Below are 24,516 nucleotides of genomic sequence, written 5' to 3'. Positions count from 1 at the left end.
ACCGAATATTTTCCCCTCTAGGCCTTTTTCGTGGGGTATGGGCTGGATTAATAGCAATCGGATTATTGGCCTGCCCGCTATGGGTTTATGGACAGACTGTAAGCGTGCATATCCCGGAAGGTTTTTCCCATGGATATCTAATTTTGCATGATGCGAAAAGAAAAGTCATAGCGTCCGGAGAGTTGACTCAAACACTCCAGAAACATCGCATCATCTCCCGGCTTGTCTACCAGTTCAGAGATGGATCGATCGATGATGAAACGACGATCTACGTGCAAGACCAAGCCTTTCATCTCGTCCGGGAGCACCATATTCAGAGGGGGCCTTCATTTCCGCACCCCTATGATGTCACCATCGATGCCGTGGCCGGCAAGATAGTGTTTCAGGAGGGAGCAAAACCAGCTGAGACAAAACACCTGGCTCTGCCCTCTGATCTGTCTAATGGCCTCGTTCTTACATTGATGAGAAATCTGCCGCCGGACGGCCCTGAAATCGATGTTCCTTATCTGGCGGTATCCTCAAAGCCGCGACTCGTGACTCTTACTATCTTGCCGGATGGGGAGGATGAGTTTAAGGTCGGCGCACTTGCTCACAAAACGAGGAAGTACGTCATCAAGGTCAAGCTAGGGGGTCTGACCGGAGCAGTTGCTCCCCTGATTGGGCAAGAGCCCCCAGAGTTCCACGTCTGGGTGACACGCGGAACGGTCCCCACGGTCATCCGGGTCGACGGGCCTCTCTACGAAGGGGGGCCAGTCTGGTCGAGCGAGCTGGCAAGTGCCGTCTGGTAACGAACTTTAGCAACCTTATCGAAGTAATTGCTTCTCAATACGAGTACGGGAATATGAGCCGCAGGAATCGAACCGAACGCCATAATTCCACTTTCTCCTGATCTTCCATAGGTAATCTCCGCTCATTGTTCCTAGTAAGAACCTTTTTCTGCCCATTCGCAGACTGAGGATATCTCCCAATTCATCAAAACAGGTGCAACTGCATCCAGGAGCAGATATGTCAGAAATCCCCGAACAGACAACTCTAGTGTGCCTGTTTCATAACAATGACAATGCGCGAGCAGCGGTGCGCGATCTCTTAGAGGCCGGTGTGCCACAAAGCGCCATCTCCGTGATGGGCGGAGCAACGGCGCGCAATGAGGGCGGCGATGCAACAAACCGGATCTTCTTTGCTGAGCTAAAGGTTCCGGACACCGACATGCGAATGCTCACCACCGGCCTTAATGACGGCGGTACCGTTGTCGGAGTTGCGGCAGGAGAATCCTGGACCGACAAAATCGAAGCTGTCTTTCGCAAGCACGCCGCGTCTCAGGTCGATGAGAAAGTAGTAGCGCCAACTGCGGCTATTCTGCCCGGTACTGGAGCTGCGGTCGTTCCCGTGATTGAGGAAAACCTGATCGTCGGCAAACGCGAAGTCGAGCGTGGGGGCGTGCGCGTCTTTCGACATATTGTCGAGACGCCAGTCGCCCACACGGTAGACCTCCGCGAAGAGCATGTCGTGGTCGAGCATCGTACCGTCAATCGGCCGGCAACGGAAGCGGACTACAAAACCCAAGGAACGATCGAACTGACCGGGATGGCGGAAGTGCCTGTTGTTGGCAAAATGGCCCATGTCGTGGAAGAGGTCCTGGTAGGAAAACAGACGACCGAGCGCACCGAGCGCGTTCGCGACACCCTCCGAAAGACCGAGGTCGAGGTTGAGCGACTCGGAACAGATCGCAGCTCGGATCCACGCAGTATGTAAGTTCACGGAAATCGTCTCAGGGAGATCCGACATGCCGACAGAACGCGTCAAAGTTTACGAAGAAAAGAAAAAAGCTATGCCACTCTGGTACTGGCTTTTGCCTCTTCTTCTCTTGCTAGCAATCCTCGCTTACTACTTCACCCGTCACCATGATGAGCCGGTGGCCACCACCCAGGAACCAGTCGTCACAGCTCCCGTCACCCCACCCAATCTCGATGCCATTCACTTCGATACGGCTAGCGCAGTCTTGACCCCGGCGGCGCAGGCAACGCTCACTCAGGCGGCGGCCGCGATGAAGCAGCAGCCAAACCTCCACCTCCGCGTCGAGGGCTTCACCGACAGTACGGGCAACCCAGAGCACAATGATGCTTTATCGCAGCAGCGAACCGCGGCTGTCGAAAAGTTCCTCGTTGGACAGGGGATACCGCAATCGCGGTTGACGGGAGCCGGATTTGGACAAGTGAAACCCGTCGCCCCGAACTCTACGGAAAGCGGCAAGGCGGACAATCGCCGGGTCGAGCTCTTTCAGCAGCAGTAAACCATATCACGAAGTTCATCTTTCAAAGGAGATTTTATGGCGAAGACAGTCGTTGGAGTATTTGCGAATTTCGGCAAAGCGGAAAGCGTGAAGCAGGCCTTGATTGAGACCGGGTTGAGCGCGCAGAACATCGAAGTGATGGCGAATGATGAAGGCAGTCCCACAACCTCGTCGTCCAGCATTCAAGCCGCCGGGAAGAACATCGGCGAGAAGATCAGCAGTTTCTTTCATTCTCTGGGCGGCGGGGATGACAAGGAACAGGCTTATTACGAGAAGAGCGTGACTGAAGGCGGCGCCCTGGTGGCCGTGACGGTTGAAGAAGACGAGGAAGCGGACGAAGTTGCTGAGCTTCTAGAAGAACATGGCGCCCGCCACGTGGATGAAAGCGCTGCTGGCGGTGGGCTTGCGAGAACCTCAAGCGTCGCTGATAGCGGAGAACTCACTGCGATCCCTATCGTCGAAGAGCAGCTGGTGGTCGGCAAGCGGGAGGTGGAGCGCGGCGGCGTACGGGTGTACTCGCGTGTTACCGAACGGCCGGTTGAGGCTGAAGTGGCTCTCCGTGAAGAACATGTCGTTGTGTCGCGGCGGCCGGTCAATAGAGCTGCAACGGCTGCGGATTTCAGCAATGTCAACGGCGATGTCATTGAGCTCACTGAAACGGCGGAAGAAGCGGTAGTGGGCAAGACCAGCCGTGTCGTCGAAGAAGTGCTCGTCGGCAAGGAGAGCACGGAACATACGGAAGCGGTTCGGGATACTGTCCGGCGTACCGAGGTCGACGTCGAACACATTCCGGGAACTGAAACTACAACCAAGTACGAGCGATAACCTAGAAGGGCAGAGCGATTTCGCTCCGCCCTTTTACCTTTAATGCGGAGTTGTGAATGAGTGCTTCTTTTCCACCCCCTGCTGCGACGAGTCTGGGCACCGTCTTCGGCAGACTCGATCCATCCAGTCCTGAAACCGTGCTCACGCTTGAGAGCGGCGAGGTGATCCGTCTTCCAACCAGCGTGCTCCTTTCTTATCTCAGCGCCGCCATTGTTCCCCAGCCCGCTTCATCCTCGCAGGCGGAGGTTCTGGTTATCCCGGTCATGGAAGAGGAACTTGATATCCAGAAACGAGAGGTGGTTACCGGAACAGTTCGATTGCAGAAGGTGGTCGAGGAGCGCGAGATCCTTGTCGATGAGCCTCTGGCCGCCACCACGTACGCCATTGAACGCGTGCCTTTGAGCCTAGAGGTCGCAACCGCGCCTGAAGTCCGTCAGGAGGGCGAAACCACGATTTATCCGGTAGTGGAAGAGGTTGTGGTCGTGCACAAAAAGCTGCTGCTGCGTGAAGAAGTCCGGGTAACCAGACAGACCGTCACCACCCGAAATCCTCAATTAGTCAAGATCCGTGTCGAGGATGTAATTGTGGAACGTTCCGGGTTACAGAACAAAGATCTGCAGCAGGATGAGCGGGACAGCTAGTTTCCGGACGGCCTTTGCCACTGGATGCATCGAACAACCGGAGGAATAACGATGGGACTCTAGATTCGAGTGAGGGTATGGCCGGGAAGCAAGCTGGCGGAACACAGTCTAAGGTGGCGAGCGGCTTGATGCAGGCGCTCGACGAACATCCGGGCTGGACAATTTTAGGCAGTAGGGCAAGTAGTTAGTTCGGGCCATAAATGGTTCTGCATGGCACCATGAGTCGAGCTGCCGTCTGTTGCCGGCCACTTATGTTACGAATTGGCCTTTCCAAACAAGCCAGAGTAGGTGCAATGACAAGAGTTGGTGAGTTTTGCGCTCTGAATGTAGCTAGGCTGGTGCTCAGCATCATCATTCTGGTGGGGGTACTTCTCGGCATCGCTATATGGATGTTCTACTCGTCAGGAAGTGGCCGTTTGGTTGATCAGCATCCTCAATCTATTGTGCCCGCTAAGTGAAGCGACTTAAGGGCGCGAAGCGGCGAATCAGGAATCTTCAGCCGCAGGCCGAACAACTGAGAATACGGTGGTAGCGTCTACACTAGAGAACGTGTCTAGGACCCAGCGTCTGGGACTCGTTAGAACGATGGAGCAGGGGAACCAGGTTTTCGCGATTTCCCTGGCTTGCCGGCCGAGAAGGAGAATCGCACTGGCATCGGCTGGACCCTGCCTATCCATAGTGGAATATTTAGTCTCGTCCTCGTAGCGCCAGAAAAGATCCAGATCCTTTTGGCGTCACTCGCGTTTCTCGCGCACCCTTCGACAATCCAATTCCCGCAATTCGCGCAACAATCCACGTGCTTTCCATGACGCCTCGAGAGGGCACCATGGTTACCGATCCGCTTCTTCCGCAATACAATCAGTAAGCCATTGCCAGTGTCCAAGACTCGTGCATCGTCTGGGCGTTCCGGCAACGGTTGCAACTCCCCTCCCTCCCGCGAACAGCATGGCCATATGGCGGACGACCTCAAACCCGTGCTCCGGCGGCAGCTAAACCTGGTAGTCTCATCCCGCGAAGGAATAATTCGACAATGCACTTCAGTATGTCCGCTTTCCGAGTCTCCCGCTGCGCCGCCGCCCTTCTCGCGGCTATTCTCACCGCACCTCGGCCCGCCGATTCACAGATCGCCGAGCGCACGACCGCCGCGTCTCGCTCGCAAGCGGTAGACTTGGTCAACGTCTTCACGGGCACATCCAACTCGCGCTGGATGCAGTTCCCCGGCGCCACCCTGCCGATGGGAATGGTGAAGATAAGTCCGGACAATCAGGGTAACGTGTGGGACGCCGGGTATGAATACACGATTGCCAGCGTGACGGGCTTCAGCTTTCTCCACACCCTCGGGCTTGCGACCTTTACCGTCATGCCGCTGGCAGGGCCGCTCGAAAACTACCCTGGCCAGCCGAAGCTCTTCGCCGGGCCGCCCGATGGGCCTTTCGACCAGATGTGGACAGCCGGCTACCGCTCCCGGATCGATAAGAAGACCGAGACCGGCCGGCCCGGATATTATGCGGTCGATCTGATCGACGCCCACACCCGCATGGAACTCACCGCAACCGAACGAACCGGCTGGATGCGCTTCACACCGCCAGCCGACCGGCCAACGCACCTCATTTTCGATTTCGACGCGCCGTCTGAGGAGCGAAGCCAGCTTATGCATTTCTCCGTTCACAAGGTCGCCCCCAATGAGATCGCCGGAAGCATGACGGCAAGCAATAAGTATGCCGGGGAATTCACAGTTTTTTTCGATACCCGGTTCTCGCGTCCATTCGCCACGATGGGCTCGTGGCAAAACGGGGAGTACACCGGGATCGATGCAAACTACGGCACCGAGTGGCGGCGGCCCAGAACCGCGAAGTCAAACGTCACCGCGATCGACAGTATCCGCTCTGGCGGCGTATGGGTCGACTTCAACGGCGAAGCCAACACTCCCGTCGTTCTCAAGACCGGTATCAGCCTGGTCGGCGCTGAACAGGCTCATTCCAACCTTGCCGCTGAAACCGATGCGGTCGGCTTCGACTTCGACAGAATCTCCAGTGGCGCCAGCCGCACCTGGCAGCAATTGTTGTCGAGGATTGAGCTGGAAGGCGGCACTCGCGACGAACAGATCGAACTCTACACCAGCTTCTATCGAGCTTACACGGGCAAGGCATTGCTCGACGATGTCGATGGCTCGTATCGAGACGCATGCGGCGAGATCCAGCATCTGTCGAAGCCCGGCGAACACCTCTACTCGAGCGACGCTCTGTGGGGCGCGCAATGGACTCTCGGCCCGCTATGGGATCTGCTGACACCGGAGATAGCGAGTTCTTTCAATCGCGCTCTGCTGCTTGGCGCTACGCGCGGAGGTTGGCTACCCGATGTCACCGTCAACATGCGCTACGCACCCATCATGGATGCTCAGCACGCGACCGCGATGATCGTTGGCGCATGGCAAAAAGACGTCCGCGAAGGCGTCGAACCCGATGCTGCCTACGCGGCTGTTCGCAAGGTCCTCACGACTCCAGGTGAGCCGTATACGTGTGGCGGGCGTTATCCGGAAGGCATCGCCGGAGACCGTCACCGGGCAGCGTATTTGAAGCTCGGCTACGTTCCCGAAGAAGATGGGCCTGCATCCTCCACATTTGAGTACGCCTTTGACGATGCCTGCGCGGCAACCCTGGCGCATAGCCTCGGCAAGTCGGAGGACGCAGTACTCTTCACCAAGCGCGCGGCGAACTGGCGCAACAGCCTCTCGCCGGCGACGCTCTACGCACAACGCAGGCGCGCAGATGGTTCGTGGGTCGAGCCTAATGACCTACAGCATTTCGGCACGACTGGCGGATGGAGCGGCCCCGGCTTCCTCGAAGGCACCGCTTGGATATACAGCTGGTTCGTTCCGCAGGATGTTCCGGCACTTGTCGCTGCCGTGGGCACGGATCGGTTCAACCAGCGGCTTGAAGAAGGCTTCGATAAGCACTATGTCGATCTCACCAATGAGCCGGATCTTCAGGCCCCGTGGCTCTTCAACTACTCCGGAAAGCCGTGGTTTACGCAGCGCTATGCTCGGGACGTCTTCAGCCGCGTCTTCGATACCTCGCCGCTTAATGGCTGGCCGGGCGAGGAGGACGAAGGCCAGATGGGCGCTTATGTCGTGCTTGCGGGCATCGGGCTCTTCGATATGGAGGGCGGCTGCACAGACGTGCCCAAATACCAGATCAGCGGGCCTGCCTTCCACAAGGTCACGCTCCACCTCGGCGGCCACGACTTCGAGATCATAGCCAGCAGCAACAGCGCCCGCAACGTCTACATTCAGTCAGCAAAACTGAACGGCGTACCTCTTAAGTCGCTTGAAGTCTCCCACGCAGCCTTAGCGAGCGGAGGCCGTCTGGAAATGGAGATGGGCCCCGAGCCACATCTTTCGCGTTGATCGGCCCGCGCAAACCAATCATCCGGGTCTTCGCCGGGAGTCTGGGTGTCAGAATCTGATCGAAGCGAGTGAGCATCTCCGTTAATCCCTCGCCAAGATGACCGATGACAGATATGAAGCGGTTTAGAAGTACCCCTCTTTAGAGAGGTCCATAGTCAAAATACAAAGGAACGGCCAGCTTAATTGAGTAGGATTGCTATCGAAATTGCGACATTTGACAGTCAGAACGGACGCATGATGGAGGATACTGTTGGCGCCTCCATCCCCCACTCGCGGCAATAGGCGATCCAATTGGAGAGACCCCAATAGCGGCGCACCATTCCTGCGGTTGCCCGACTGCACATCTGCCTATCAATATAGGCGGGCGGCCAGCCCATTTTTAATAATGCGAGACAGCCCTGGGTTACGAGTTCCTTTTCCTCTTCTGAGATAGCCATCGTCGCCACGATCTCTTTGCACTTTTCGATGTCCATGGGGTGAAGATAGATGATTTGGAATACGGTTACCTACCTTCCTCTCATGCAAACGTCACTAAAGTACTTAAAGCTCCTCTAATCTCCTGGCTTGAGGGAGGCCAATAAAATCTTGCTCAAGCTACAAGCTATCGCGAGCCAAATGGAGCACTCCACTTGTCGACAACGAGCAGATTCTTGAGGGTGCCGATTGGGGCGAAGTGTCCGATCTTGTCCGGGGCAATTACCTCCGTGTGGCTCCAATTCCAAATTAAGGCGTTCCGCGCCATAAAGCACTCCATCTCGGTTTGAGACAGTGCTAACTTAGCCATAGTAGGTAGGTGGGAGACGCTTGACGACATCTAAGTGCCATTCAGATACGCGACGTTTTCGCCCTACACGTCGCCGCGCCGGCCTGCTACCCATAACCGGCCCATCATGAGACGTAAGCCGCTACTGAGGCTCCTGATGCACAGAACAAGTCATGATTGAGCCCTCTAGGCCTTAACAGGTGATATGGCATCCGAAAAGACTGGTTCGCCAAAAGTTGGCCTATCTCGTGAGTTACGGTCAACCGTGAAGATGGTAATGACCATGAACGCCATATGGACGACCTGTGTCCGCAGTTTTCAGCCGGGTTTGGGCAGTGGTTACTTATGTTCATCACGACGCCCTATGGGAACAACCAATTGGTGCTTCAAGTTCATCGACTCAGCAGCAGGTGAGCATGTGCGAGCTACAAAGATGTCGACGGCAGAGCTCAGCAATAGAGTGAAACCTCAGTTAATCGAGTTGATCAATGTTCACGGTCGGATGCGTCAGTCCATTACCGAGCCTCACCAACTGTCAGCACTGATCGAGGAGGCAGATGAATATGCTAGAGCGACGCTGCGCATGTTGGTGCAATTTCAGGCTAAGGCAGAACCCTCCTCCGAACTCATCAACATTTGTTCGGCTCAGACCTGCCTGCGATCAACCCGCTTATCAAGGCTAACAAAGATCTGCCTTGCACTTCCGGGTGTGCGGATCAAGAAAACCGGAACTCACGCAGCCTTTGTGGTTAACGGACGGACCTTTGCCCACTATCTTTCCGACTACCAGGGTGATGGAATCATCGGGGTATGCTGTAGGCTCCGTTCTGGAGAGATGTCTACTAATTCCACACTGAGCACCACCCCACCATGGTTCACTCCAACTAGCGTGGCCTTGAGTTGCTGGGTAGGTCTGCGTCTGGACCTCTCAGCCGTAAATTGGGGCGAGGTGTCTGACCTCATCCAAAGCAATTACCTCCGCGTTGCGGCCCCCTCGAGTATGTTGTGATTCATGTTGCTGATAACGTTAGCAAGCGTTCCAGTGAAGGTAAGCGCGTGTTAGGCACCTCATACGGCTTTTAGACGTGAAGGTGATAGCACCACCGCGCTACAATTGGCGACCCGGCATCATCGCAGTCAACTTCTTTTGCAATAGTCGCCCCGAAAGGATGACATTTCCCATGAGTAGAATCGACGAGCTCACACAAGAGATGAGAGTCTTGAAAGCCGAGTTCAAGTCCAAAATGAATCAACTCCACGTCGAAGAGTCTGCTCTCTTTCACATTAAGACTGGAGGCCTGCTGCAACTGGAAGAAGGAACCTATGGCCATTCCAAATGCGTGGTGTACATGGTGAGTAGGATCCTGTTCCCCTTGCGTGGGAAATCGATTCTATTCGGCCATAAGCGCGTGAAGGATAAAAGGTCGTTCTATCGCCGGGAGGTAAGAGTCTGTGTAGATTTCGAGGAGCCCAGGGTGATTGGGCATGTAGAGGACTGGCGACGGAATGTGTGACCGTCGAGATCCGGACGGCGGACATTCCCGTGCTCTACTCTTAAAGACACCTCTCGCCGCTCGGAAAACGTACGGTAAAAGAACGATGGGAACAATGCCGGCCACACCTCCAAAACGCTCCTAGAGCCTCCATTCGGGACTATCTCGGACACCGGAACATTCAGTACACCGTTAAATACACCGCGACGAATCCGACGAGGTTCCAATGGCTCTGGCGGTGATTGCCACGTTAAGATTGCTGCCATGACGGACGAAGACCATCCTCTCGTCACCTTCGGCGCTTCTGCCAACAACAAAGCGGCGCTGCGCCAGGCCTCGGCCGCCGACTACCCGCTGAGATGGTTCGGTGAGCGCAATCCCGAGTGTTGGATCAATTGTGACCATCCCCCAGCAGATTTGAGGCGTACAAAAGATCACGCAGGCAAATGCATTTCTGAAGTAATCGATCTGTATCGGGTGCGGCAGTTGGTAGATGTGAGCGAACGTTAGGTCCCTGCTTGATAATGGCTGGTTCCGCCCTACTTTGTGGATTTCTGAAACCCAGGTCTACTCTTCAAGGCACATCCTCGCCTAGGAAACATATGGGCAAAGAACGGAGAGCTATGCCCCGGTCCAGTTCGAATCCCATCAAAGTTTTTGCCCGGAGCTTGAACAAAAACGGAATGTCTGATTCGATTTGCCTCTTCTGCTTTTCCACGGTTGCCTCTATGCCGACGGAGCAAGAACTTGAAGCGAAGGAAAACGACCACCTCTGCTGGCAGGCAATGGAAGCTTAAAGAAGACCAAGGCCTTTCTTGTCGCCAGGCATACATCTGACATCATGCCATTGTCTGATATCTTTTCGTTCACCACCAGCTAGATTGCTTGCGGTTCTTTAGAAGGCCGGGAAGAATCGGACGTCATGTTCAGTATTGAACATACAAGCGCCATAAGCCACATGATACCTTCGCCGGGTAGGTAGGTGGGCGACGCTTGACGATGTCGGAGTCGGCCACTCTGATGTGCGAGATATCTCGTACGCCTCGCCGCGCCGGCCTGCCTACTCTCAGATTAAGGAGTCCGCCGTGTGCAAAATTGACGACATGAGACAGGAAGTAGGGCTCATAAAGGCGCAGCTCAAATTAAAGATGGAGGAGCTCCACGCCGCACAGTCTGCTGAATTTCGCTTGAAGGTCGGAGATCTCCTATTAAAGAATGAAGGCGAGTATGGGAACCCCATATGTAAGGTGTACATGATAAGTAAGCTGGTTTTTCACACAGACCAACCCCCCACAATGTACGGAAGACAACGCTTAAAGGACGGGATCTCATTTCACTCTACACACACAGTTCTGTGTTTCCGCGCCGATGAAGTACCAATAGTAATTGGCCATGTGGATCATGGGCAGAAAATCCTCACAGCACAGTCTAAGACTTCCCGAGGTAGCTGGATCACGCCCGCGGCTGTACGCTCACCCTATCTGGTGTGCGAGCCTTTCCAACAGATAAGTAATTCCGCTCAGCGATAACAATACCCGACTAAGCTCCTCTAAGAACCGCGAAGGGTGCAACGTCGGAGAGACGCTCATCGATATCGCTGCTATTCGCCGTATGCTCAACCGGCGGCTCCTCCTGACAAAACACGTTTCAAACACCCTCTATGGATGCTGAATGGCGCGAAGGGACTTTGCCCGGTGTCTTGCCACCTCGGATTCATCCCGGCCTTTGTCCAGCAAAGAGGCGTTCTGAAAGTTTGCTCCCGATATCTGGTCGTGCAAAATCACGTTGAGCAAAGCCTTGTGGACGTAAATGCGCTCCTTGTATTCGATATACCCCAGTTTGCGGAAGCGATTCATGAAAAGACTGACACGCGACCGGGTCGTCCCGACCATTTCGGCCAGAGCTTGCTGCGTAATCGGCGGAATGAGTGTTTTCTCGTCGACGACTTCTCCCGGCTTCCCGAACTCGGCCATTAACAACAGAACTCTTGCCAGACGCTTTTCACTGGAATTAAAAAGTTGGTCAATAAGGTCGGCTTGGGTTCGCATACTGCGGATCAGCAGAGCGGCGATGAACAAATCCGAAAAGGCACTTTGCTCATGCAGAACGCGGATCATTTCCTCTCTTTCCACCTCGAGTGCGATACACGCGGTGACAGCTGTCGCTGTCGCCAGATGCGGCCCGGCAACCGCCGCAATGCACGCGTCACCGATGAAGTCGCCACCCGTAAAAACGGTGATCGTGGCTTCTTTTCCGGCTGATGAAACAACCGTGAGCTTGGCGCGGCCCATCTGAAGGTAAAAGATCGAATCGCAGCGACTTCCCTGCGAAAAAAAGACTTGGCCTTCCATCAAGCGCACAATCTTGCGGCCGAGTCCGGCAGTGGCAAGGTAGGTTTCAGGGTCAAATGCAGTTTGTCCCAGATTCTTCATGAATCCCCTTCCACACCCTCTCTCCCGGTGTACCCCGCAAGCTTAGATTATGTCGGGCAGGAAACAAAGTTTCTTACTGCATCTGAAAGTAAGGAAGGTACAGCCGTCCTGGTCTCCAGTTCATGCCTCACTTTGGTTTCAAGATGGTTGAGATATTGATGCACTAATGGAATTTACACCGCAGCTACACTCCGGCACAATGACTGCGATTCCGTCCTGCTTGTTTGGCGTCATACATCGCTTTGTCAGCCGCTGCCAGCCAATGTTGTACGGAGGCCGTCTGAGAATCAAGAGGCGCGATCCCAAAGCTCGCGGTTATCCGGATGGACGGATCGTGTTGAACTGGAACTGACTGGAGGTGCAAGCGGAGACGCTCCGCGGTTTCTACCGACTGTATAATGCTTGTTTCCTGCAGGAGGATCCCGAATTCTTCGCCTCCTAATCGGCCCAAGATGTCACCGTGTCTTAGTTGGCTTACGAGCTCTCGAGAGACGGTTTGGAGAACGAGATCACCCGTCGGGTGGCCATAAACGTCATTCACTCGCTTGAAGTCATCGAGGTCTAACAAGAGGAGGGCAGCGGGACGTCCCCATCGCCTGTATCTCGATAGAATTTTCTCCATTTCGAGCGTAAAGCCCCGCCGCGTTACTGCCCCGGTGAGGTGATCTGTCTCGGCGATCCGCCGCAATTCGAGTTCATTCCCTGCAAGAGTTGCGAAGCTCTTCAGGATTTCGATCTCATTCGGGCTATAGCTTCGAGGAACGACGTCTATGACGCAGAGTGAACCTACGTTATAGCCGTCGGGGGTCGATAGAGGAAAACCAAGGTAGCTCCGAATGAAAGGGTCACCGGTTACGAGAGGGTTTGCTAGAAAGCGCGTATCCAGCTTTGCATCCGGAACACACAAAGGCTCTCGTTCCATGATTGTGTGAGTGCAAAAGGATTCATCACGCCGGGTTTCAGAAACCGATAGACCTACACAGGACTTGAACCACTGTCTGTCGGCGTCAATAAGCGACACGTTGCATATTGGGACTTTCAACACCCTTTTGACTAGGGCCGTGATACGGTCGAAGGCAGGCTCTCTCGGAGTGTCCAGAACCTCATAGCGGCGAAGGGCTGCGAGCCGTCCTGCTTCGTCTTGTAGTTTCGCCTCCGCCGAGCTCACGTTGTCATCCTCTTGTTGTGCAAATGTTCGATCTTGTTCGATTCGATCGATGACCGCTATACGAGCTTTATGCGCTCAGGAGGGCTGCATGAACGGTGGCGTATAGGTTGCAGCCGAGTTACTCGTCGCCGAGATATTACCCCCGCTGGTCAGGCTCCAGTTAACCACCTGCGACTGCCCAGCGGAGACGGTCGCCACAAGACTGACTGGAATCCCTAGCCTCGCGGTCCCGGTGCCGGTCCCATCCGGATTCGTCGCGGTGATTTGAATCGTTTGCTGCCCCTGGGAGTAGACCGTTGTTACGAACATTGAAAGTGCGACCGCAAGCACAGATAGCCTTGCAATGTTTCTAGGCAGATTAGACGAATAATTGTATGGCTGCACGATATACTCCCTCAGCTGTTTAGCGTTTTCGAAACGAGAGATCCCCTACCCTCAACACGCACTGCTCTGAGGCAGGGATAATCGCCGGATCCTAAGTAAAATGTGGGCTAGCTGTCCCATCGGGCAGGCAGCATGCCTTACCGCAGCACAGTCAAAGCGTCCTATTCATCCCCGTACAACTCAGGCAAGCGAGACAACAGCACGGTTACCCACCAGCCGCATCACCTGATCAAGAGTGCCGGGAACCTTTGGGCACCAAGCATGACTTGTACTGAATGCTAGGACGTAATATTCAGTGTTACGGATAGCTGAAATAACAGGATGTAAGTACTTCGGTAATATGCGGGCCTGCATGTTATTAGTTATAAGCCCACTAACATCCACTATTTAGGCTCATGATACGAGACCGTGGGACGCAAACTCACAGGAGGTGGTTGTGGCCAGTGATGCGGTGTTTCATCGTGAGAGTCAGAGCTGCACCAGGCCAAGCACGTCGTCTGGCTGACCGCATGGTCGGCAACGCGCTCGTTATGTAGCGAAACCTGAAGCGGTGACAATCACTCCCGAACTGCTCAAGGAGAGAATAAAGACCTCATCATACCTCGACCACCAACTTCTAACCGGGCGCTTGGGGGGGCTTTAGGCGCCAGCGAGGAGGAGGCCGCCCTTAGTGAAGGTATATCGATCGAGATATGTAGTACAGGCAAATCGTGGCGTTGTCTGTTCCATAAGACACTAAACAGCTGTGCGGGTAGTACCAAGGTAACCCTTCGACCGATCGCACCAAGCTCGGTTGCACCTAGCGACGCCTTGCGCATGTCGGTTATTCCGTACAGCAAAGAAGTCTCTCGAATTTGCGATGACGGCGTTGCCCGGCTGCTTCACCAAGCTCGTGAAGCCGACGCATCCCTACGCGGTGATGGAGCTCTCAAACTCGGCATAGTTATTGAGGTGTTCCTTGATGACCTGATAGCACTCACAAGCCACCTTTTCAAGCCCAGCAACGTCGAGGATGTGGATGAGTCCATGGTTGTACTCGATAAGCTGCCGTCCTTTCAGAATGAAGGCCGTTATAGAGACAGTTGGCCTGCTCGCTCCCAACATCTGGGCCAGATATTCATGCGACATCTCGAAGGTGTCGCTATGGGCTCGATCCGCACAAATCAGTAGCCATCGGGCGAGCCTTTGCTCAAGATTGTGGGTTGCATTGCAGCCGGCAGACTGAATGACCTGGACAAGCTGCGCCTGGACATAGCGGAGCGCCATCTCCTGAAACGTGGAGCCTCGCCGGAATTCTTTTCTGGCATCCTCAATCGTGCAAGAGTAGCCTTTTCCTGCAATTTGGGTATAGACGCGGTTGAGGCTCTGCTTGGTTCCCATCAGCGCGGACACACCAATGACGGACTCGTATCCGAACATCCCAACTTCAACTTGAGATCCGTCCCGGAAAGTAGTGGTCATCGAGGCCATTCCCTCTTCTACGAAGAAAAGGTGTTCGATCGGCGTGCCCGGAAACTCAAGTTCATGCTCCAGCTCGGACATTCCCATGCTCTACTCTTCAAAGCACCTCTCGCCGCTCGGAAGACGTACAGTAAAAAAACGATGGGTGGGTACCCCTGGTTTGTCTTTCAGGTGGTGACCGAGCAGTTTGGTTTGCCTTGGGTAGAAGTGTCCGATCGGGCGAGCAGCAACAACCACCGCCTCGAATCGCGACGTTGTTTGTCGGCAGGGCGGTAGGATGATCCGTCTGCCGTACGATTCGTGACGTTTGGTGTAGTGAGGCCTCATGGACGTAGAACAAAACAGCGAACGACAGTTCGGCAAGACAGGATAGACTAATCTCCACCATCGAAGGAGACCATACTGATTGAGCTTTGGGCCGACGTCGGAGTGTTCATTCTTGATGAAGTGTTTACGAGTCTCCCCACACCACCATTTACCGCTGACGAAAAGAAGTTGGTCGCGGAGAATCTCTATGCTCACATATGGCAACGAGCGGTTGGCGGGACATGGTCAAAGGCAGCATAGGATCGGTACCCCTGCTACTGACTTATGACAAAGCGGGAGCGAGGTGGGTCACCAAGCTAGCGCGTTGGCAGCCTCCGGCTGGGCCAATTGAACTTACACCCGGCCCGCAGACACTCCATCCGACCATCTGGAAGCGCATTACTCCGATTGACATCGGCCTCGGCTCTTCCTTACCCTCAAACATATGGCACTCCAGCTCACACCCGAACGTCAGGCGCAGCTCAACGACTATGCGCTCCGGCACGGGCAAGACCCCACGACGGCGCTGGATGAAGTTTTGCGCGATGCTTTCGAGTGGGAGCGCCAAGACTTTCAGGAAGCGGTTGAGGGTATCCGCCGGGGATACGCGGACGTAAAAGCGGGGCGCACACGTCCGGCCGCCGCATTCATGGAAGAGTTACGCGCCAAGCATGACTTTCCGCGTTGAAATCACTCCGCAAGCGGAAGAAGACGCGACAAACATCCTCGATTGGCTGCTAGCACAACATGCCGGTGATACCGGTCTGCGATGGTTTCAGCGCATGAACGGTGCCGTTGCCTCCCTAGCGGAATCCCCGAAGCGTTGCCCCATTGCGCCTGAGAACAGGCTGTTTCCCTTTGAAGTGCGCCATCTGCTCTACGGCCAAAAGCCTCACACCTATCGGGTTCTCTTCACTATCGAAAACGACGTGGTCTACATCCTGCACATCCGCCACGGCCGACGCCTACCACTCACGAGCTGAAACAAGCAGACCGGCCTCCCAGAACCTATCAAGCGATAACGCCTTTCCCTCAGCCTTGGCATTAAAGCGTTAAATCCCGGGGAATATGCAAGGGGGCGCACGGCCTCCATTGTTCCGCAACCAATAGGTCTCATGGTCAGAAATATGGGGACACCCCACAAAGGGAAACTATGTACGCTGAAGCCAGCAGCTGCCTTTCTACGGTCGCCTAGCTAGGCGCGATGGAGACAAAACACCAAAGCAAGTCTTCACCTCCGGATGGCATGAGCGGGATTGGACGCGATCACTTCCCCCGTGACCAGCCAGTTGAACAGCATCGCAGGCAGGCGAATGTTGCTTCACCTAGAACACCATCATAATGCCAGGAATTTCATGCGGTGGAGTCAAGGGCTACTCTTTCGAGTAGCCCTTTGGCAAACAGAGCTGGGAGACGGGGTAATGCTGATGGCTATGCTCGACAGAATGGCTAGCCTGGTGATATGTTACGCCGCGCTGCAAGAGCCCGACCAAAAAATACGGGGTAGGAACACCCTTTCCGGTGGCTCCTGCCCCGTTCCCCAGATCTGCGTTGTTTCTATGATCAGTATGCACGAAGGTAATGGTTACCGAATGAGCAATTGGGAACACCGCTAAGAAATTCTTAAAGATTTTCACCTGCATTTCTATATCACCTTCGCTAAGTGGAATATGGTCGGGAAGCCCGTTATCAGATGCGACCTGGGGCGACTACACCAAACGTCAAAAATCGTACGGCAAGGCTTTGCTGCAAAAACCTATTTGCCGATGAAAAAGCAATCGCAGTGGGACTTTGCAACACAAAATGCTGGTGTTGGGGGCACCTCAAGAAAGGGAAAGTTATGTACGCTAAGGCGAGGCGGAGGGGTTTCTCGGGCTTCGGAGAGGCCTGAAACCACCCTTGGCTACCCATTTATTGGTGTGCCAGGTGTAATCGCCGGTGAGATTGATGTGCTCCCAGCCAAGCTGAGAGACATGCTGGAGCAAGGCGCGATCGATCTGCCGCGATCTTGCCATCTGCTCGGTTGCGCGTTCCAGGTACACGGTATTCCAGAGAGTGATGGCGGCCACAACCAGGTTCAGCCCGCTGGCGCGATGCCGCTGATTCTCGAAGGGTCGATCGCGGATTTAGCCCATCCGATTGAAAACACGGCCCGCGCCGCGAATTCCGGGCCTCGCCTTTGTTTAGACCGGCGGTGACCCGCCGCCGCAGCGCTGGATCTTCGAGCCACGCCAGCATGAAAAGCGTTCGTTCGATTCTTTTGATCTCGCGCAACACGAGGGCAAGACCCTGACCATTATCTATCAGGATTTGTCAAGATGGCAGAAGGCGCAGAAATGTTGCTTGGCTTCGGGCTCCGTAATCCCGCCTATGGCAGAGGACAATTGCGCCTGACTATCCGGGTGAATCGCCGGGATTGAGATGGTTGGACAGGAGCTCCTCGCGGGCGTTCTTGAGCACCGCGAGCGATCGTGTCACTCCTGTTTCCGCGCTGAGCAGGTTGTCTTCATTCTCCACGCTGAGCATGCCGTCGTAACCTACTGCCATGTATGCCGCGATTACGTCCTTCCATAGGCTGACTCCGTGCCCATAGCCTACGGCGCGGAACATCTCTGACCCTTCCTTGTCGTTGGGCGACGCGGCGAAGTTAAGGACCCCGAAGCGGTCCACATTTTCGGGGAAGAACGCGGTATCTTTCATGTGCGCATGGTAAATGGCTCCCTGCCGGGCCAGAGAGCGGATGACCTCGACGGCGTCGCACTGCTGCCAGAAGAGGTGGCTAAGGTCGCAGTTCGCACCGATCTCTTGTCCCACCGCTTCGCGAAGGCGAAGCAGAGTGCGTGGATTGTAGACGACGAAATTGGGGTGCATCTCAAGCGCGATCCGGCGCACGCCGCATTGTCGCGCAAAACGCACCGTCTCTCCCCAGTACGGGATTACCCGCTCCTTCCACTGCCAGGCGAGCGCAGCACTGTGATCCGATGGCCAGCCGTAAACGACCCAGTTAGGAGTGGTGTCCGTGGGTGAGCCGCCCGGGCATCCGGAGAAACCGACTACCGTGGGAATCTCCAGCATGCCGGCAAGCTGGAGAGCCTGACGAAACTGCAGCGCAAAGCCGGCAGCTTTGGCCGGGTCGGGGTGCAGAGCGTTGGTGTGACAAGTAAGCGCCATGATGGGCATGCTGCGGTCATCGAATTTCTTCTTCCACTGGCGCGCCTTCGCGGGGTTCGCCAGCAGATCGGGCACTGGGCATTGAGGTGTTCCGGTGTACCCGCCGGCGCCGATCTCGACCGCCTCAATCCCGAGGCTCGAGAACTTGTCGAGCATTTCGTCCAGGGTAAGATCTCGAAACGGAGGATTGAAGACGCCGATTGGCAACTTCCTTGGCTTCGTTTGGGCACCGCCGGTGTTCTCTGCGCCGACAATTGCCTGCGGCTTCGGCAAGAGGGGAGAGCTTGCCATCGCCGCCCCCGCAGAGAGGGAAGCGCCGAGAAATCTTCTGCGATTCATAACTGGCCTCCGGCAGCAATATTAATGCACTGAGTCGCTAGCGAAGAACTACGCCGCAATCTACTATGTCTGCTTGGAACTGGATCTATTCAAACGCGGCAACAAGCCGAACTTGGTAAGACGAAGAGGAGAACTCAATTGAGAGGCTCGATCGCGATCCGACGAATTGCCTTGTGCTTTGTAACGCCGATGTTGATCGTGACGTGCGCCTTACCAGGGGTCGCGCAGCAGGCAGAGAACATCCCGCCTCACTCGAAACTCAAGCCGCTCTTCAACGGGAAGAACTTCGAAGGCTTCGTTACGCTGCTCAAGGATCATGGGATCAACCACGATCCAGACAAAGTTTTTCAGGTCGAAGACGGAATGCTACATATCTCCGGGGAGGAGTTCGGCGGCCTCGTTACCCGGAAAGAGTATGAGAATTACTATCTGCGCGCCGAGTTCAAATGGGGAGAAAAGATGTACGCGCCGCGCCTGGGCAAGGCTCGCGATAGCGGGATCCAGTACAACATCACCGGGCCTCTTCGGGTCTGGGGACGGCTGATGGAATTTCAGATCAATGAGGGTGGAACCGGCGACATGTGGGTGATCAATGGCACTGGAATCACTGTCGACGGGCATACCTATCAGAGCACGGCGGAACCCAGCCCGACACAATACATCCGCATCGCGCATATCGGCCGTGGGCCGCTTGTAAATGTCACCGGGGACCGCGATCCTGTCAATGACCTTGAAAAGCCCCACGGGGAATGGAACGTCCTGGAACTCGTCGTTGCGCACGATCGAATCCTTTACTTTGTAAATGGCAGAGCCGCGCTGGTTGGCACCAACCCTAACACCACGCACGGCAAGATTCTTTTCCAGTGCGAAGGAGCGGAAGTTTACTTCCGGAACATGGAGATCGCGCACTTGAAGTAATCCTTGGTGAAGGTCGGTCGGGAGCCGTGCCGATGAAGTGCCAATAGTATTTGGCCATGTGGATCATGGGCAGCAAATCCTCACAGCACAGTCTAAGACCTCCCGAGGTAGCTGGATCACGCCCCCGGCTGTACGCTCCCCCTATCTGGTGTGCGAGCCTTTCCAACAGATAAGTAATTCCGCTCAGCGATAACACTGGCAGATCATCAATCAGGGTGGCGACGTGAGCCGCATGGGACGCATGAGACATAAACACTCCAACAAAGAACCATTCTTATCATTAAACTGAGATTCATTAAACCGAGATGCTCCGCTGTCACCAGCCCTGCGGTCATTTCCGAGCAATTCGTGTTAAAAGCTCCAGGTGTCATTGACGGCCACGGCAATCTCTTGCTCAGACCCGAGATAGCGTTCGGTGGTCTGAATCGACGAGTGCCCAAGTAGGAACTTGATCTGCTCTAGATCGCCACCCGACTTCCGGCAAAGCTTCGCGCAGGTCCGGCGCAGGTCATGGGCGCCGAAATTTTGGATGCCGATCTCCTTGGCGCACCGTTCGACGACCGACCAGACCGACCAATCGCCGAGTGCCACTTTGCCCGGTTTGCCGGACTTCGAAACCGGCCGGAGCAGGGGCCCATCTTGAATGTCAGCAGCGGCTGTCCAGCGGTCGATGCTCTGCTTGACCCAGAAGGGCACGGCCACCGTCCGGACGCGCCTTCCCTTCCCCACCAGGTCGACGATCACCGCTCGGCTTTCGCGCTCGACGATGTCCTCAAATTTGAGCACGGCCAGTTCCTGACGGCGTAGTCCGCAGCCAAGCAGGAGGGCCAGAAGAGCATGGTCGCGCTTGCCGATCAGCTTCTCCTGGTTGGGCACGGCGAGCAGCTCTTTCGCCTGGTCGCGGCTGAGCCAGTTTCCCGTCCGGGTGCCCTGCTGGCGGACATTGGGGACATCGGTGATCGAGGCCGCGGTCTCAGCGTCGAGGATCCCGGTGCGTCGGGCCTCAGCGGCCAGCTGGCGGATCGCCGAGAGTTGGACATTAATCGTAGAAGCCGAGAGACCCCGCTCGAGGAGCTGCGTCCGGTAGGCGACTAGGCTCGAGCGCGAGAGCGGTTCTTCGATCGAATCCAGGAACTTTCCCAGCTCGTCGAAGGCCCGCGAGTAATTGCGCTTCGAATACGGAGAGGCAACGCCGGCCAGCACCGTCGCGCGGAGCCAGTCGAAAGTTGCCGGCGTCGGCGGCGCGATCGGGACCAGGGCGGAGCCGGTCATAGGAAGAGCGGCAGCTGCTCGCTCGCCGCCGGGTGGAGCTCCCGCCAGAGCAGCCGGAGAAGTTCGGGCACATCGCGAAAGAGCACCTGGGTGCGTTCGACCAAGGCATGGCAGGCCGGGCAGAGGGTGACCAGAAGTTCAAGCGAGGAGACGCCCGGCTGGCGATGATGGACAGCGAGGACGGTCGAGATCGAGGTCGCCTGGCATCCCTGACAGGTATGACGGTCCCGGGCGAGCACCCGATCGCGTAGTCCGGCAAAGTGTCTTTCATCGGCCCGCACCCGGCTGTAACAGCGCTGGCAGAGACCGCGGGCCCAGATCGAACTCGACCCGCAGCGGCAGAAGAGCACCCGCTGCCGGGAACGCCTGACTTCCTTTCTCGGCTCGAGAGGGGCAGGCCGGGAGACGAGGGGGTTTGAGGTCAGGATCCTGCCAGCCGGCCGCGGGAAGCCCGGGGGTAGGGACGAAAGCGAGCTGGCGGAAGGCAACAGCTGGAATTCTGCCATGAAAGCAGTATAGGCCGCATCACCAACAACAATCGACATTGTTGTTGGCGATCGTGGCTTGCTTAGACTTTGAGGAAGGCGTCGGAGATTGCGCTAACCCCAGAATCGGTAGCAGGGTGAGCGAAGGAAAAGCGAATACCTGCGCGCAGGACGAAAGCTCGCTAGGTACACTAGAGCTGCGCTTTTAGCGGGGCTTCACAATGTGCGTTTGGTTAGAGCAGGGGCAAAACCGAGGTTGCCAAAGCAACACGGCCCTGCGCGAACAGGGCCGTCATTCCCGTTGAAAGGAGGTAGAAGTCATGTTCTCTATAAACATGCGCTTCAACCTTGCAATCCATTTGCCCTTGCGGTGGATTGCAGCTCTGCTCTGCCTCATGAGGTAAAGCAGGTGTAGCACCCTTCCGGTGGGGTGGAGCCCGCCGGAAGTCATCTATAGGATACGCCCGACGCAGCTCAAGCCGTCAAGCACTTCTTCTGATGGATCTTTCTGGAAATCCATCAAGAATTCCGCCCCGCGACCGGAAGAAATACGGCCTTGTCCGTAATGCCCATACCTTTCTCGATATTCCTTAAAAACTGATCCTTGCCGCCATCCTGAGGTCGTTATAGCGCTCGTGCCGGGGTTCTGAAGAGTAAGTTTTGACCCACCGCTTCCCAGCCTTAATTTTAATGGCTTTCGCGGGGCCGGAAGTCAAGGTCGAAAATAGCGCTGGAAAGCCCGGCGGGTCAGGGCTGCTAGGGGACACCTCACGAAACGGAAATTTATGTACGCTAACGAAGGTCTTTGACCGCTGGAGCTTTCATGCGCTGGCAGCAACTTACCTATAATGCACGACTTTGCAGGCAGTTCAGCGGTTGTTTATTGGACCGTCCGCAATGAGAGCCACCGTGATGAGCTTGCACTGCGGGCAGCTAGTTACACAATTTCAAGGGATCGGGAAGACTTCGACGAGCTAGTTAGAAAACCCAGCGAATCTACTCGGGTCATTCCACTTCGAGTGCATAGATTTCCTGAGTGCTGATGCTGCGAAAGATCAATGGAGAATCGTCAGGGGCGATTCCGAACCAATAATTTGCATATTCCGAGTCTGTCAAACCCACAGTTTTATCGAGATTTGTTAACTCCTCTACCTTTCCGTCGGTTAGCCGAAGGCGCATAATCCGGAAACGAGCGATCTTCGCAAGGTAGCTCTCAAAATAGACGTATCTCCCATCGTGTGACCAATTCTCATAGCCAATCTCTCCGCCGAATGCTTGCCTCCATTTCTGTGTGGCAAAGTTGAAGAGATACAGGGTTTCAGGCTTTTCGGTTCTTATGGCGGCCATGTGTCTTCCATCCGGCGACCAATGGGGGGAATAAAACCCGAATGAACCCGGCAAGGCCGAGACACGCTTCGACTTCAGGTCGATGATGTAGATCGGATTATGGGGAACCTGCATCGAGCCGAATGCCAGCGAGTTTCCATCGGGAGACCAATTCGCATCCATCTGACTTTCTCCGCTCGGAAGAACTCTTTGTGGGGTACCTCCTTCGCTCGAGATAATGTAGATGTTCCAAACCTTATCGGGTAGTCTGGCATTGAACGCAATTTGTCTGCCGTCGGGCGACCAGCGCGGCAGAAAAACCTGCAGCGGCGGAAAGGTAAGCCGAAGGCGATTCGTTCCATCTATTTTGCTCCGCCACAACGTGCCATCCGAGTAGGAAGTGTAGGCAACCCATTGTCCGTCTGGAGAGAATGCCACGCTATCAGCTGAGACTCCCGGTAGATACGGTATGAATTCAAGGCTACGCGCGTCGTATCGGGCCAGCTCTGAACGGCGCGAAGTGCCGATGGCGAAGACCCGCTTGCCATCCTTACTGGGCAGAGGATACTGAAAGTCCAGAGGACCGTTCGTCAGCCTAAATGGCTTTTTTCCTTGCCTCTTTGCCCAGAGACCTTTCTCCTCCGGCAACACAAAGAGATCGTTCCTTCCATTGCGCTTATCCTGATAGATAAAAAAATTCCCGTTCGCAGTCCATTCACCACAACATCCATCGAGCACCTTGTGCAGGCCGGCCCCATTTGCAGCAGCCTCCATAATTGTCCTGGCATTCGATGAATAGTCAAAGTTAGTGAAGCGGAAGGTACTGAGATCCGGCGAAAAGCGGAAGTATGAGGGAGTGCCACTTGTCGCAAACAGCCTTCGAAAGGAGGAACCGTCTCGTTGCACGGAGTCGACTTCGCGCTCCCTCCCTAGAAGGACGGTCGTTTCGTCGGCGCCAAATCCAGCGGAAGAACCGAGGATTGCACCAACACGGCGCGGAGATCCTCCTGTTACCGGTTGAACCCAGAACGAGGTGTCAAAAAAATCGTCGTCATTGGCTACCAGAAACTCGTGTCCTTCCCTGGACATATCGAGCAATGCGGGCACCTTGAGGGGCAACGGAAGCGCGACGACCTCCCCACCCTCGACGGACACCTGAGTGACAAGATTGTGTTCGTTAAAATAGATTCGCGAACCATCTGTAGCCATCGGGCCGGATTTTGCCCGGCCATCATCGGTTAGTTTTGTAAAGCGGATTACTCTCAGCGTTGCCTTGTCGCTGAAGACACTTTTCCAGAGGTTCAGGGCAGCAACGGTTATTAAACCCACCCCGAAAACCATCAACCCGTAGCGCAGAGGTTTTAGGCCGGCCTTGGGCGGTGCTTCTTCGGCCAGTTTTTTAGAGGCAGGGCCGCCACTCGCAACGGGGGCTACAAAACGGTAACCGCGCCGAGGCAGGGTTTCGACAAAACGCGGGCTTTCCGCGGAATCTCCGAGCACCTCTCGAATCTTATTGATCGCCTTGTTGAGACTATGGTCGAAATCGACGAATGTGTCCGGCCAGAGTTGCTCTCGCAATTCTTCCCGGGTCACCACTTCGCCCGCATGCTCCAGCAGAATGGTCAGAATCTGAAACGGCTGGCCGCTCAGTTTGAGCTTCACGCCAGCCCTGCGCAATTCTCCGGCACGAAGGTCAAGCTCGAAGTTTCCGAAGCGTAAGGGGCGAGGCTGGGTTTTCGCTTCTGCCACTGCGGATGGTCCTCTCGGCCTTCCAGCTATTCCAATCTTGTTCTCAGAACCTGGATAAAACTCAACAAGTCACAGCCCATCAACGGC

General features: G+C 55.5%; 22 protein-coding genes and 2 pseudogenes. 13 read left to right on the top strand and 11 right to left on the bottom strand.

Annotation, left to right across the window (positions count from 1 at the left end):
* The first annotated feature begins 182 nt into the window (after positions 1-182).
* The 7 genes from ACPOL_RS31640 to ACPOL_RS31615 all read left to right on the top strand — a co-directional run bounded on the left by ACPOL_RS31640 (position 183) and on the right by ACPOL_RS31615 (position 7,162).
* Positions 183-788, top strand: a complete 606-nt coding sequence (locus ACPOL_RS31640; RefSeq protein ID WP_150133220.1) for a hypothetical protein — start codon at positions 183-185, stop codon at positions 786-788.
* Between the two features lie 217 nt (positions 789-1,005).
* Positions 1,006-1,752, top strand: coding sequence for a YsnF/AvaK domain-containing protein (locus tag ACPOL_RS31635; protein WP_236657639.1), 747 nt, complete (start codon positions 1,006-1,008; stop codon positions 1,750-1,752).
* A gap of 31 nt (positions 1,753-1,783) precedes the next feature.
* Positions 1,784-2,290 carry an OmpA family protein gene (locus ACPOL_RS31630; RefSeq protein WP_114211354.1) on the top strand — a complete coding sequence of 169 codons (507 nt, stop codon included), beginning with the start codon at positions 1,784-1,786 and terminating at the stop codon, positions 2,288-2,290.
* 36 nt (positions 2,291-2,326) lie between these two features.
* Positions 2,327-3,115 carry a YsnF/AvaK domain-containing protein gene (locus ACPOL_RS31625; protein WP_114211353.1) on the top strand — a complete coding sequence of 263 codons (789 nt, stop codon included), beginning with the start codon at positions 2,327-2,329 and terminating at the stop codon, positions 3,113-3,115.
* A 56-nt stretch (positions 3,116-3,171) separates the two neighbouring features.
* Positions 3,172-3,756 carry a YsnF/AvaK domain-containing protein gene (locus tag ACPOL_RS31620; RefSeq protein WP_114211352.1) on the top strand — a complete coding sequence of 195 codons (585 nt, stop codon included), beginning with the start codon at positions 3,172-3,174 and terminating at the stop codon, positions 3,754-3,756.
* 293 nt (positions 3,757-4,049) lie between these two features.
* Positions 4,050-4,214 carry a hypothetical protein gene (locus ACPOL_RS33855; protein ID WP_161557689.1) on the top strand — a complete coding sequence of 55 codons (165 nt, stop codon included), beginning with the start codon at positions 4,050-4,052 and terminating at the stop codon, positions 4,212-4,214.
* Positions 4,215-4,798: 584 nt separating this feature from the next.
* Positions 4,799-7,162 (top strand): GH92 family glycosyl hydrolase, encoded by a 2,364-nt coding sequence (locus ACPOL_RS31615; RefSeq protein ID WP_161557688.1) that lies wholly within the window; start codon positions 4,799-4,801, stop codon positions 7,160-7,162.
* 221 nt (positions 7,163-7,383) lie between these two features.
* On the opposite strand, the gene ACPOL_RS31610 is transcribed toward ACPOL_RS31615, so the two are convergent.
* Together ACPOL_RS31610 and ACPOL_RS33850 are read right to left on the bottom strand one after the other, a co-directional pair.
* Positions 7,384-7,635 (bottom strand): hypothetical protein, encoded by a 252-nt coding sequence (locus ACPOL_RS31610; protein ID WP_114211350.1) that lies wholly within the window; start codon positions 7,633-7,635, stop codon positions 7,384-7,386.
* Between the two features lie 128 nt (positions 7,636-7,763).
* Positions 7,764-7,904, bottom strand: a complete 141-nt coding sequence (locus tag ACPOL_RS33850; RefSeq protein ID WP_161557687.1) for a hypothetical protein — start codon at positions 7,902-7,904, stop codon at positions 7,764-7,766.
* A gap of 1,202 nt (positions 7,905-9,106) precedes the next feature.
* On the opposite strand from ACPOL_RS33850, the gene ACPOL_RS31600 reads away from it, so the two are divergent.
* The 3 genes and pseudogenes from ACPOL_RS31600 (at position 9,107) to ACPOL_RS31595 (ending at position 9,928) form a co-directional block, all read left to right on the top strand.
* Entirely contained in the window at positions 9,107-9,439 is a 333-nt protein-coding gene (locus tag ACPOL_RS31600; protein ID WP_150133219.1) for a hypothetical protein, read from the top strand.
* 131 nt (positions 9,440-9,570) lie between these two features.
* Positions 9,571-9,660 (top strand): annotated as a pseudogene (locus ACPOL_RS35280) (pilus assembly protein); the annotation flags it as partial.
* A 22-nt stretch (positions 9,661-9,682) separates the two neighbouring features.
* Positions 9,683-9,928 carry a hypothetical protein gene (locus ACPOL_RS31595; protein ID WP_114211347.1) on the top strand — a complete coding sequence of 82 codons (246 nt, stop codon included), beginning with the start codon at positions 9,683-9,685 and terminating at the stop codon, positions 9,926-9,928.
* Positions 9,929-11,076: 1,148 nt separating this feature from the next.
* Here the strand turns inward: ACPOL_RS31595 and ACPOL_RS31580 are convergent.
* From ACPOL_RS31580 to ACPOL_RS31565, 4 genes are all read right to left on the bottom strand, one after another.
* A complete protein-coding gene (locus ACPOL_RS31580) occupies positions 11,077-11,850 on the bottom strand; it encodes a Crp/Fnr family transcriptional regulator (protein WP_114211344.1) in 774 nt (257 codons plus the stop codon).
* Positions 11,851-12,034: 184 nt separating this feature from the next.
* Complete coding sequence (locus tag ACPOL_RS31575) at positions 12,035-13,018, bottom strand: sensor domain-containing diguanylate cyclase (RefSeq protein ID WP_114211343.1); 984 nt, start codon at positions 13,016-13,018, stop codon at positions 12,035-12,037.
* 75 nt (positions 13,019-13,093) lie between these two features.
* Positions 13,094-13,327: a hypothetical protein gene (locus ACPOL_RS31570; RefSeq protein WP_150133218.1), complete on the bottom strand. Its 234-nt coding sequence runs from the start codon at positions 13,325-13,327 to the stop codon at positions 13,094-13,096.
* Positions 13,328-14,311: 984 nt separating this feature from the next.
* On the bottom strand, positions 14,312-14,944 hold the full coding sequence (locus ACPOL_RS31565; RefSeq protein ID WP_236657638.1) for a Crp/Fnr family transcriptional regulator: 633 nt from the start codon (positions 14,942-14,944) through the stop codon (positions 14,312-14,314).
* 670 nt (positions 14,945-15,614) lie between these two features.
* Here ACPOL_RS31565 and ACPOL_RS31560 point away from each other — a divergent pair.
* Together ACPOL_RS31560 and ACPOL_RS31555 are read left to right on the top strand one after the other, a co-directional pair.
* On the top strand, positions 15,615-15,857 hold the full coding sequence (locus tag ACPOL_RS31560) for a hypothetical protein (RefSeq protein ID WP_114211340.1): 243 nt from the start codon (positions 15,615-15,617) through the stop codon (positions 15,855-15,857).
* Positions 15,841-16,152 carry a type II toxin-antitoxin system RelE/ParE family toxin gene (locus ACPOL_RS31555; RefSeq protein ID WP_114211339.1) on the top strand — a complete coding sequence of 104 codons (312 nt, stop codon included), beginning with the start codon at positions 15,841-15,843 and terminating at the stop codon, positions 16,150-16,152. Before ACPOL_RS31560 ends, ACPOL_RS31555 begins: the two co-directional genes overlap by 17 nt.
* An 864-nt stretch (positions 16,153-17,016) precedes the next feature.
* Here ACPOL_RS31555 and ACPOL_RS31545 read toward each other — a convergent pair.
* Both ACPOL_RS31545 and ACPOL_RS31540 read right to left on the bottom strand, forming a co-directional pair.
* Positions 17,017-17,458: pseudogene (locus ACPOL_RS31545) on the bottom strand (Tn3 family transposase); the annotation flags it as partial.
* A 105-nt stretch (positions 17,459-17,563) separates the two neighbouring features.
* Positions 17,564-18,679, bottom strand: a complete 1,116-nt coding sequence (locus tag ACPOL_RS31540) for a sugar phosphate isomerase/epimerase family protein (protein WP_114211336.1) — start codon at positions 18,677-18,679, stop codon at positions 17,564-17,566.
* Positions 18,680-18,817: 138 nt separating this feature from the next.
* Here ACPOL_RS31540 and ACPOL_RS31535 point away from each other — a divergent pair, with 138 nt between their 5' ends.
* Positions 18,818-19,597: a 3-keto-disaccharide hydrolase gene (locus ACPOL_RS31535; protein ID WP_114211335.1), complete on the top strand. Its 780-nt coding sequence runs from the start codon at positions 18,818-18,820 to the stop codon at positions 19,595-19,597.
* A gap of 351 nt (positions 19,598-19,948) precedes the next feature.
* Here the strand turns inward: ACPOL_RS31535 and ACPOL_RS31530 are convergent, their stop codons facing one another.
* From ACPOL_RS31530 to ACPOL_RS31520, 3 genes are all read right to left on the bottom strand, one after another.
* Positions 19,949-20,869 (bottom strand): tyrosine-type recombinase/integrase, encoded by a 921-nt coding sequence (locus tag ACPOL_RS31530; protein WP_114211334.1) that lies wholly within the window; start codon positions 20,867-20,869, stop codon positions 19,949-19,951.
* A complete protein-coding gene (locus tag ACPOL_RS33320) occupies positions 20,866-21,414 on the bottom strand; it encodes an HNH endonuclease (protein ID WP_150133217.1) in 549 nt (182 codons plus the stop codon). Before ACPOL_RS33320 ends, ACPOL_RS31530 begins: the two co-directional genes overlap by 4 nt.
* Positions 21,415-22,359: 945 nt before the next feature.
* Positions 22,360-24,429 carry a winged helix-turn-helix domain-containing protein gene (locus tag ACPOL_RS31520; protein WP_114211332.1) on the bottom strand — a complete coding sequence of 690 codons (2,070 nt, stop codon included), beginning with the start codon at positions 24,427-24,429 and terminating at the stop codon, positions 22,360-22,362.
* Between the last annotated feature and the right edge of the window lie 87 nt (positions 24,430-24,516).

It is taken from the genome of Acidisarcina polymorpha (genome assembly GCF_003330725.1).
Taxonomy (GTDB): domain Bacteria; phylum Acidobacteriota; class Terriglobia; order Terriglobales; family Acidobacteriaceae; genus Acidisarcina; species Acidisarcina polymorpha.
Note: the sequence above shows the minus strand (reverse complement) of the source record. Positions and strands in the feature narration are given on the sequence as shown.

Coding starts and splice junctions, on each gene's coding strand:
- ACPOL_RS31635 (WP_236657639.1), top strand. CDS start 1,006: ATGTCAGAAATCCCCGAACAGACAACTCTAGTGTGCCTGTTTCATAAC.
- ACPOL_RS31630 (WP_114211354.1), top strand. CDS start 1,784: ATGCCGACAGAACGCGTCAAAGTTTACGAAGAAAAGAAAAAAGCTATG.
- ACPOL_RS31625 (WP_114211353.1), top strand. CDS start 2,327: ATGGCGAAGACAGTCGTTGGAGTATTTGCGAATTTCGGCAAAGCGGAA.
- ACPOL_RS31620 (WP_114211352.1), top strand. CDS start 3,172: ATGAGTGCTTCTTTTCCACCCCCTGCTGCGACGAGTCTGGGCACCGTC.
- ACPOL_RS33855 (WP_161557689.1), top strand. CDS start 4,050: ATGACAAGAGTTGGTGAGTTTTGCGCTCTGAATGTAGCTAGGCTGGTG.
- ACPOL_RS31615 (WP_161557688.1), top strand. CDS start 4,799: ATGTCCGCTTTCCGAGTCTCCCGCTGCGCCGCCGCCCTTCTCGCGGCT.
- ACPOL_RS31610 (WP_114211350.1), bottom strand. CDS start 7,635: ATGGACATCGAAAAGTGCAAAGAGATCGTGGCGACGATGGCTATCTCA.
- ACPOL_RS33850 (WP_161557687.1), bottom strand. CDS start 7,904: ATGGCGCGGAACGCCTTAATTTGGAATTGGAGCCACACGGAGGTAATT.
- ACPOL_RS31600 (WP_150133219.1), top strand. CDS start 9,107: ATGAGTAGAATCGACGAGCTCACACAAGAGATGAGAGTCTTGAAAGCC.
- ACPOL_RS31595 (WP_114211347.1), top strand. CDS start 9,683: ATGACGGACGAAGACCATCCTCTCGTCACCTTCGGCGCTTCTGCCAAC.
- ACPOL_RS31580 (WP_114211344.1), bottom strand. CDS start 11,850: ATGAAGAATCTGGGACAAACTGCATTTGACCCTGAAACCTACCTTGCC.
- ACPOL_RS31570 (WP_150133218.1), bottom strand. CDS start 13,327: ATGTTCGTAACAACGGTCTACTCCCAGGGGCAGCAAACGATTCAAATC.
- ACPOL_RS31565 (WP_236657638.1), bottom strand. CDS start 14,944: ATGTCCGAGCTGGAGCATGAACTTGAGTTTCCGGGCACGCCGATCGAA.
- ACPOL_RS31560 (WP_114211340.1), top strand. CDS start 15,615: ATGGCACTCCAGCTCACACCCGAACGTCAGGCGCAGCTCAACGACTAT.
- ACPOL_RS31555 (WP_114211339.1), top strand. CDS start 15,841: ATGACTTTCCGCGTTGAAATCACTCCGCAAGCGGAAGAAGACGCGACA.
- ACPOL_RS31540 (WP_114211336.1), bottom strand. CDS start 18,679: ATGAATCGCAGAAGATTTCTCGGCGCTTCCCTCTCTGCGGGGGCGGCG.
- ACPOL_RS31530 (WP_114211334.1), bottom strand. CDS start 20,869: ATGACCGGCTCCGCCCTGGTCCCGATCGCGCCGCCGACGCCGGCAACT.
- ACPOL_RS33320 (WP_150133217.1), bottom strand. CDS start 21,414: ATGTCGATTGTTGTTGGTGATGCGGCCTATACTGCTTTCATGGCAGAA.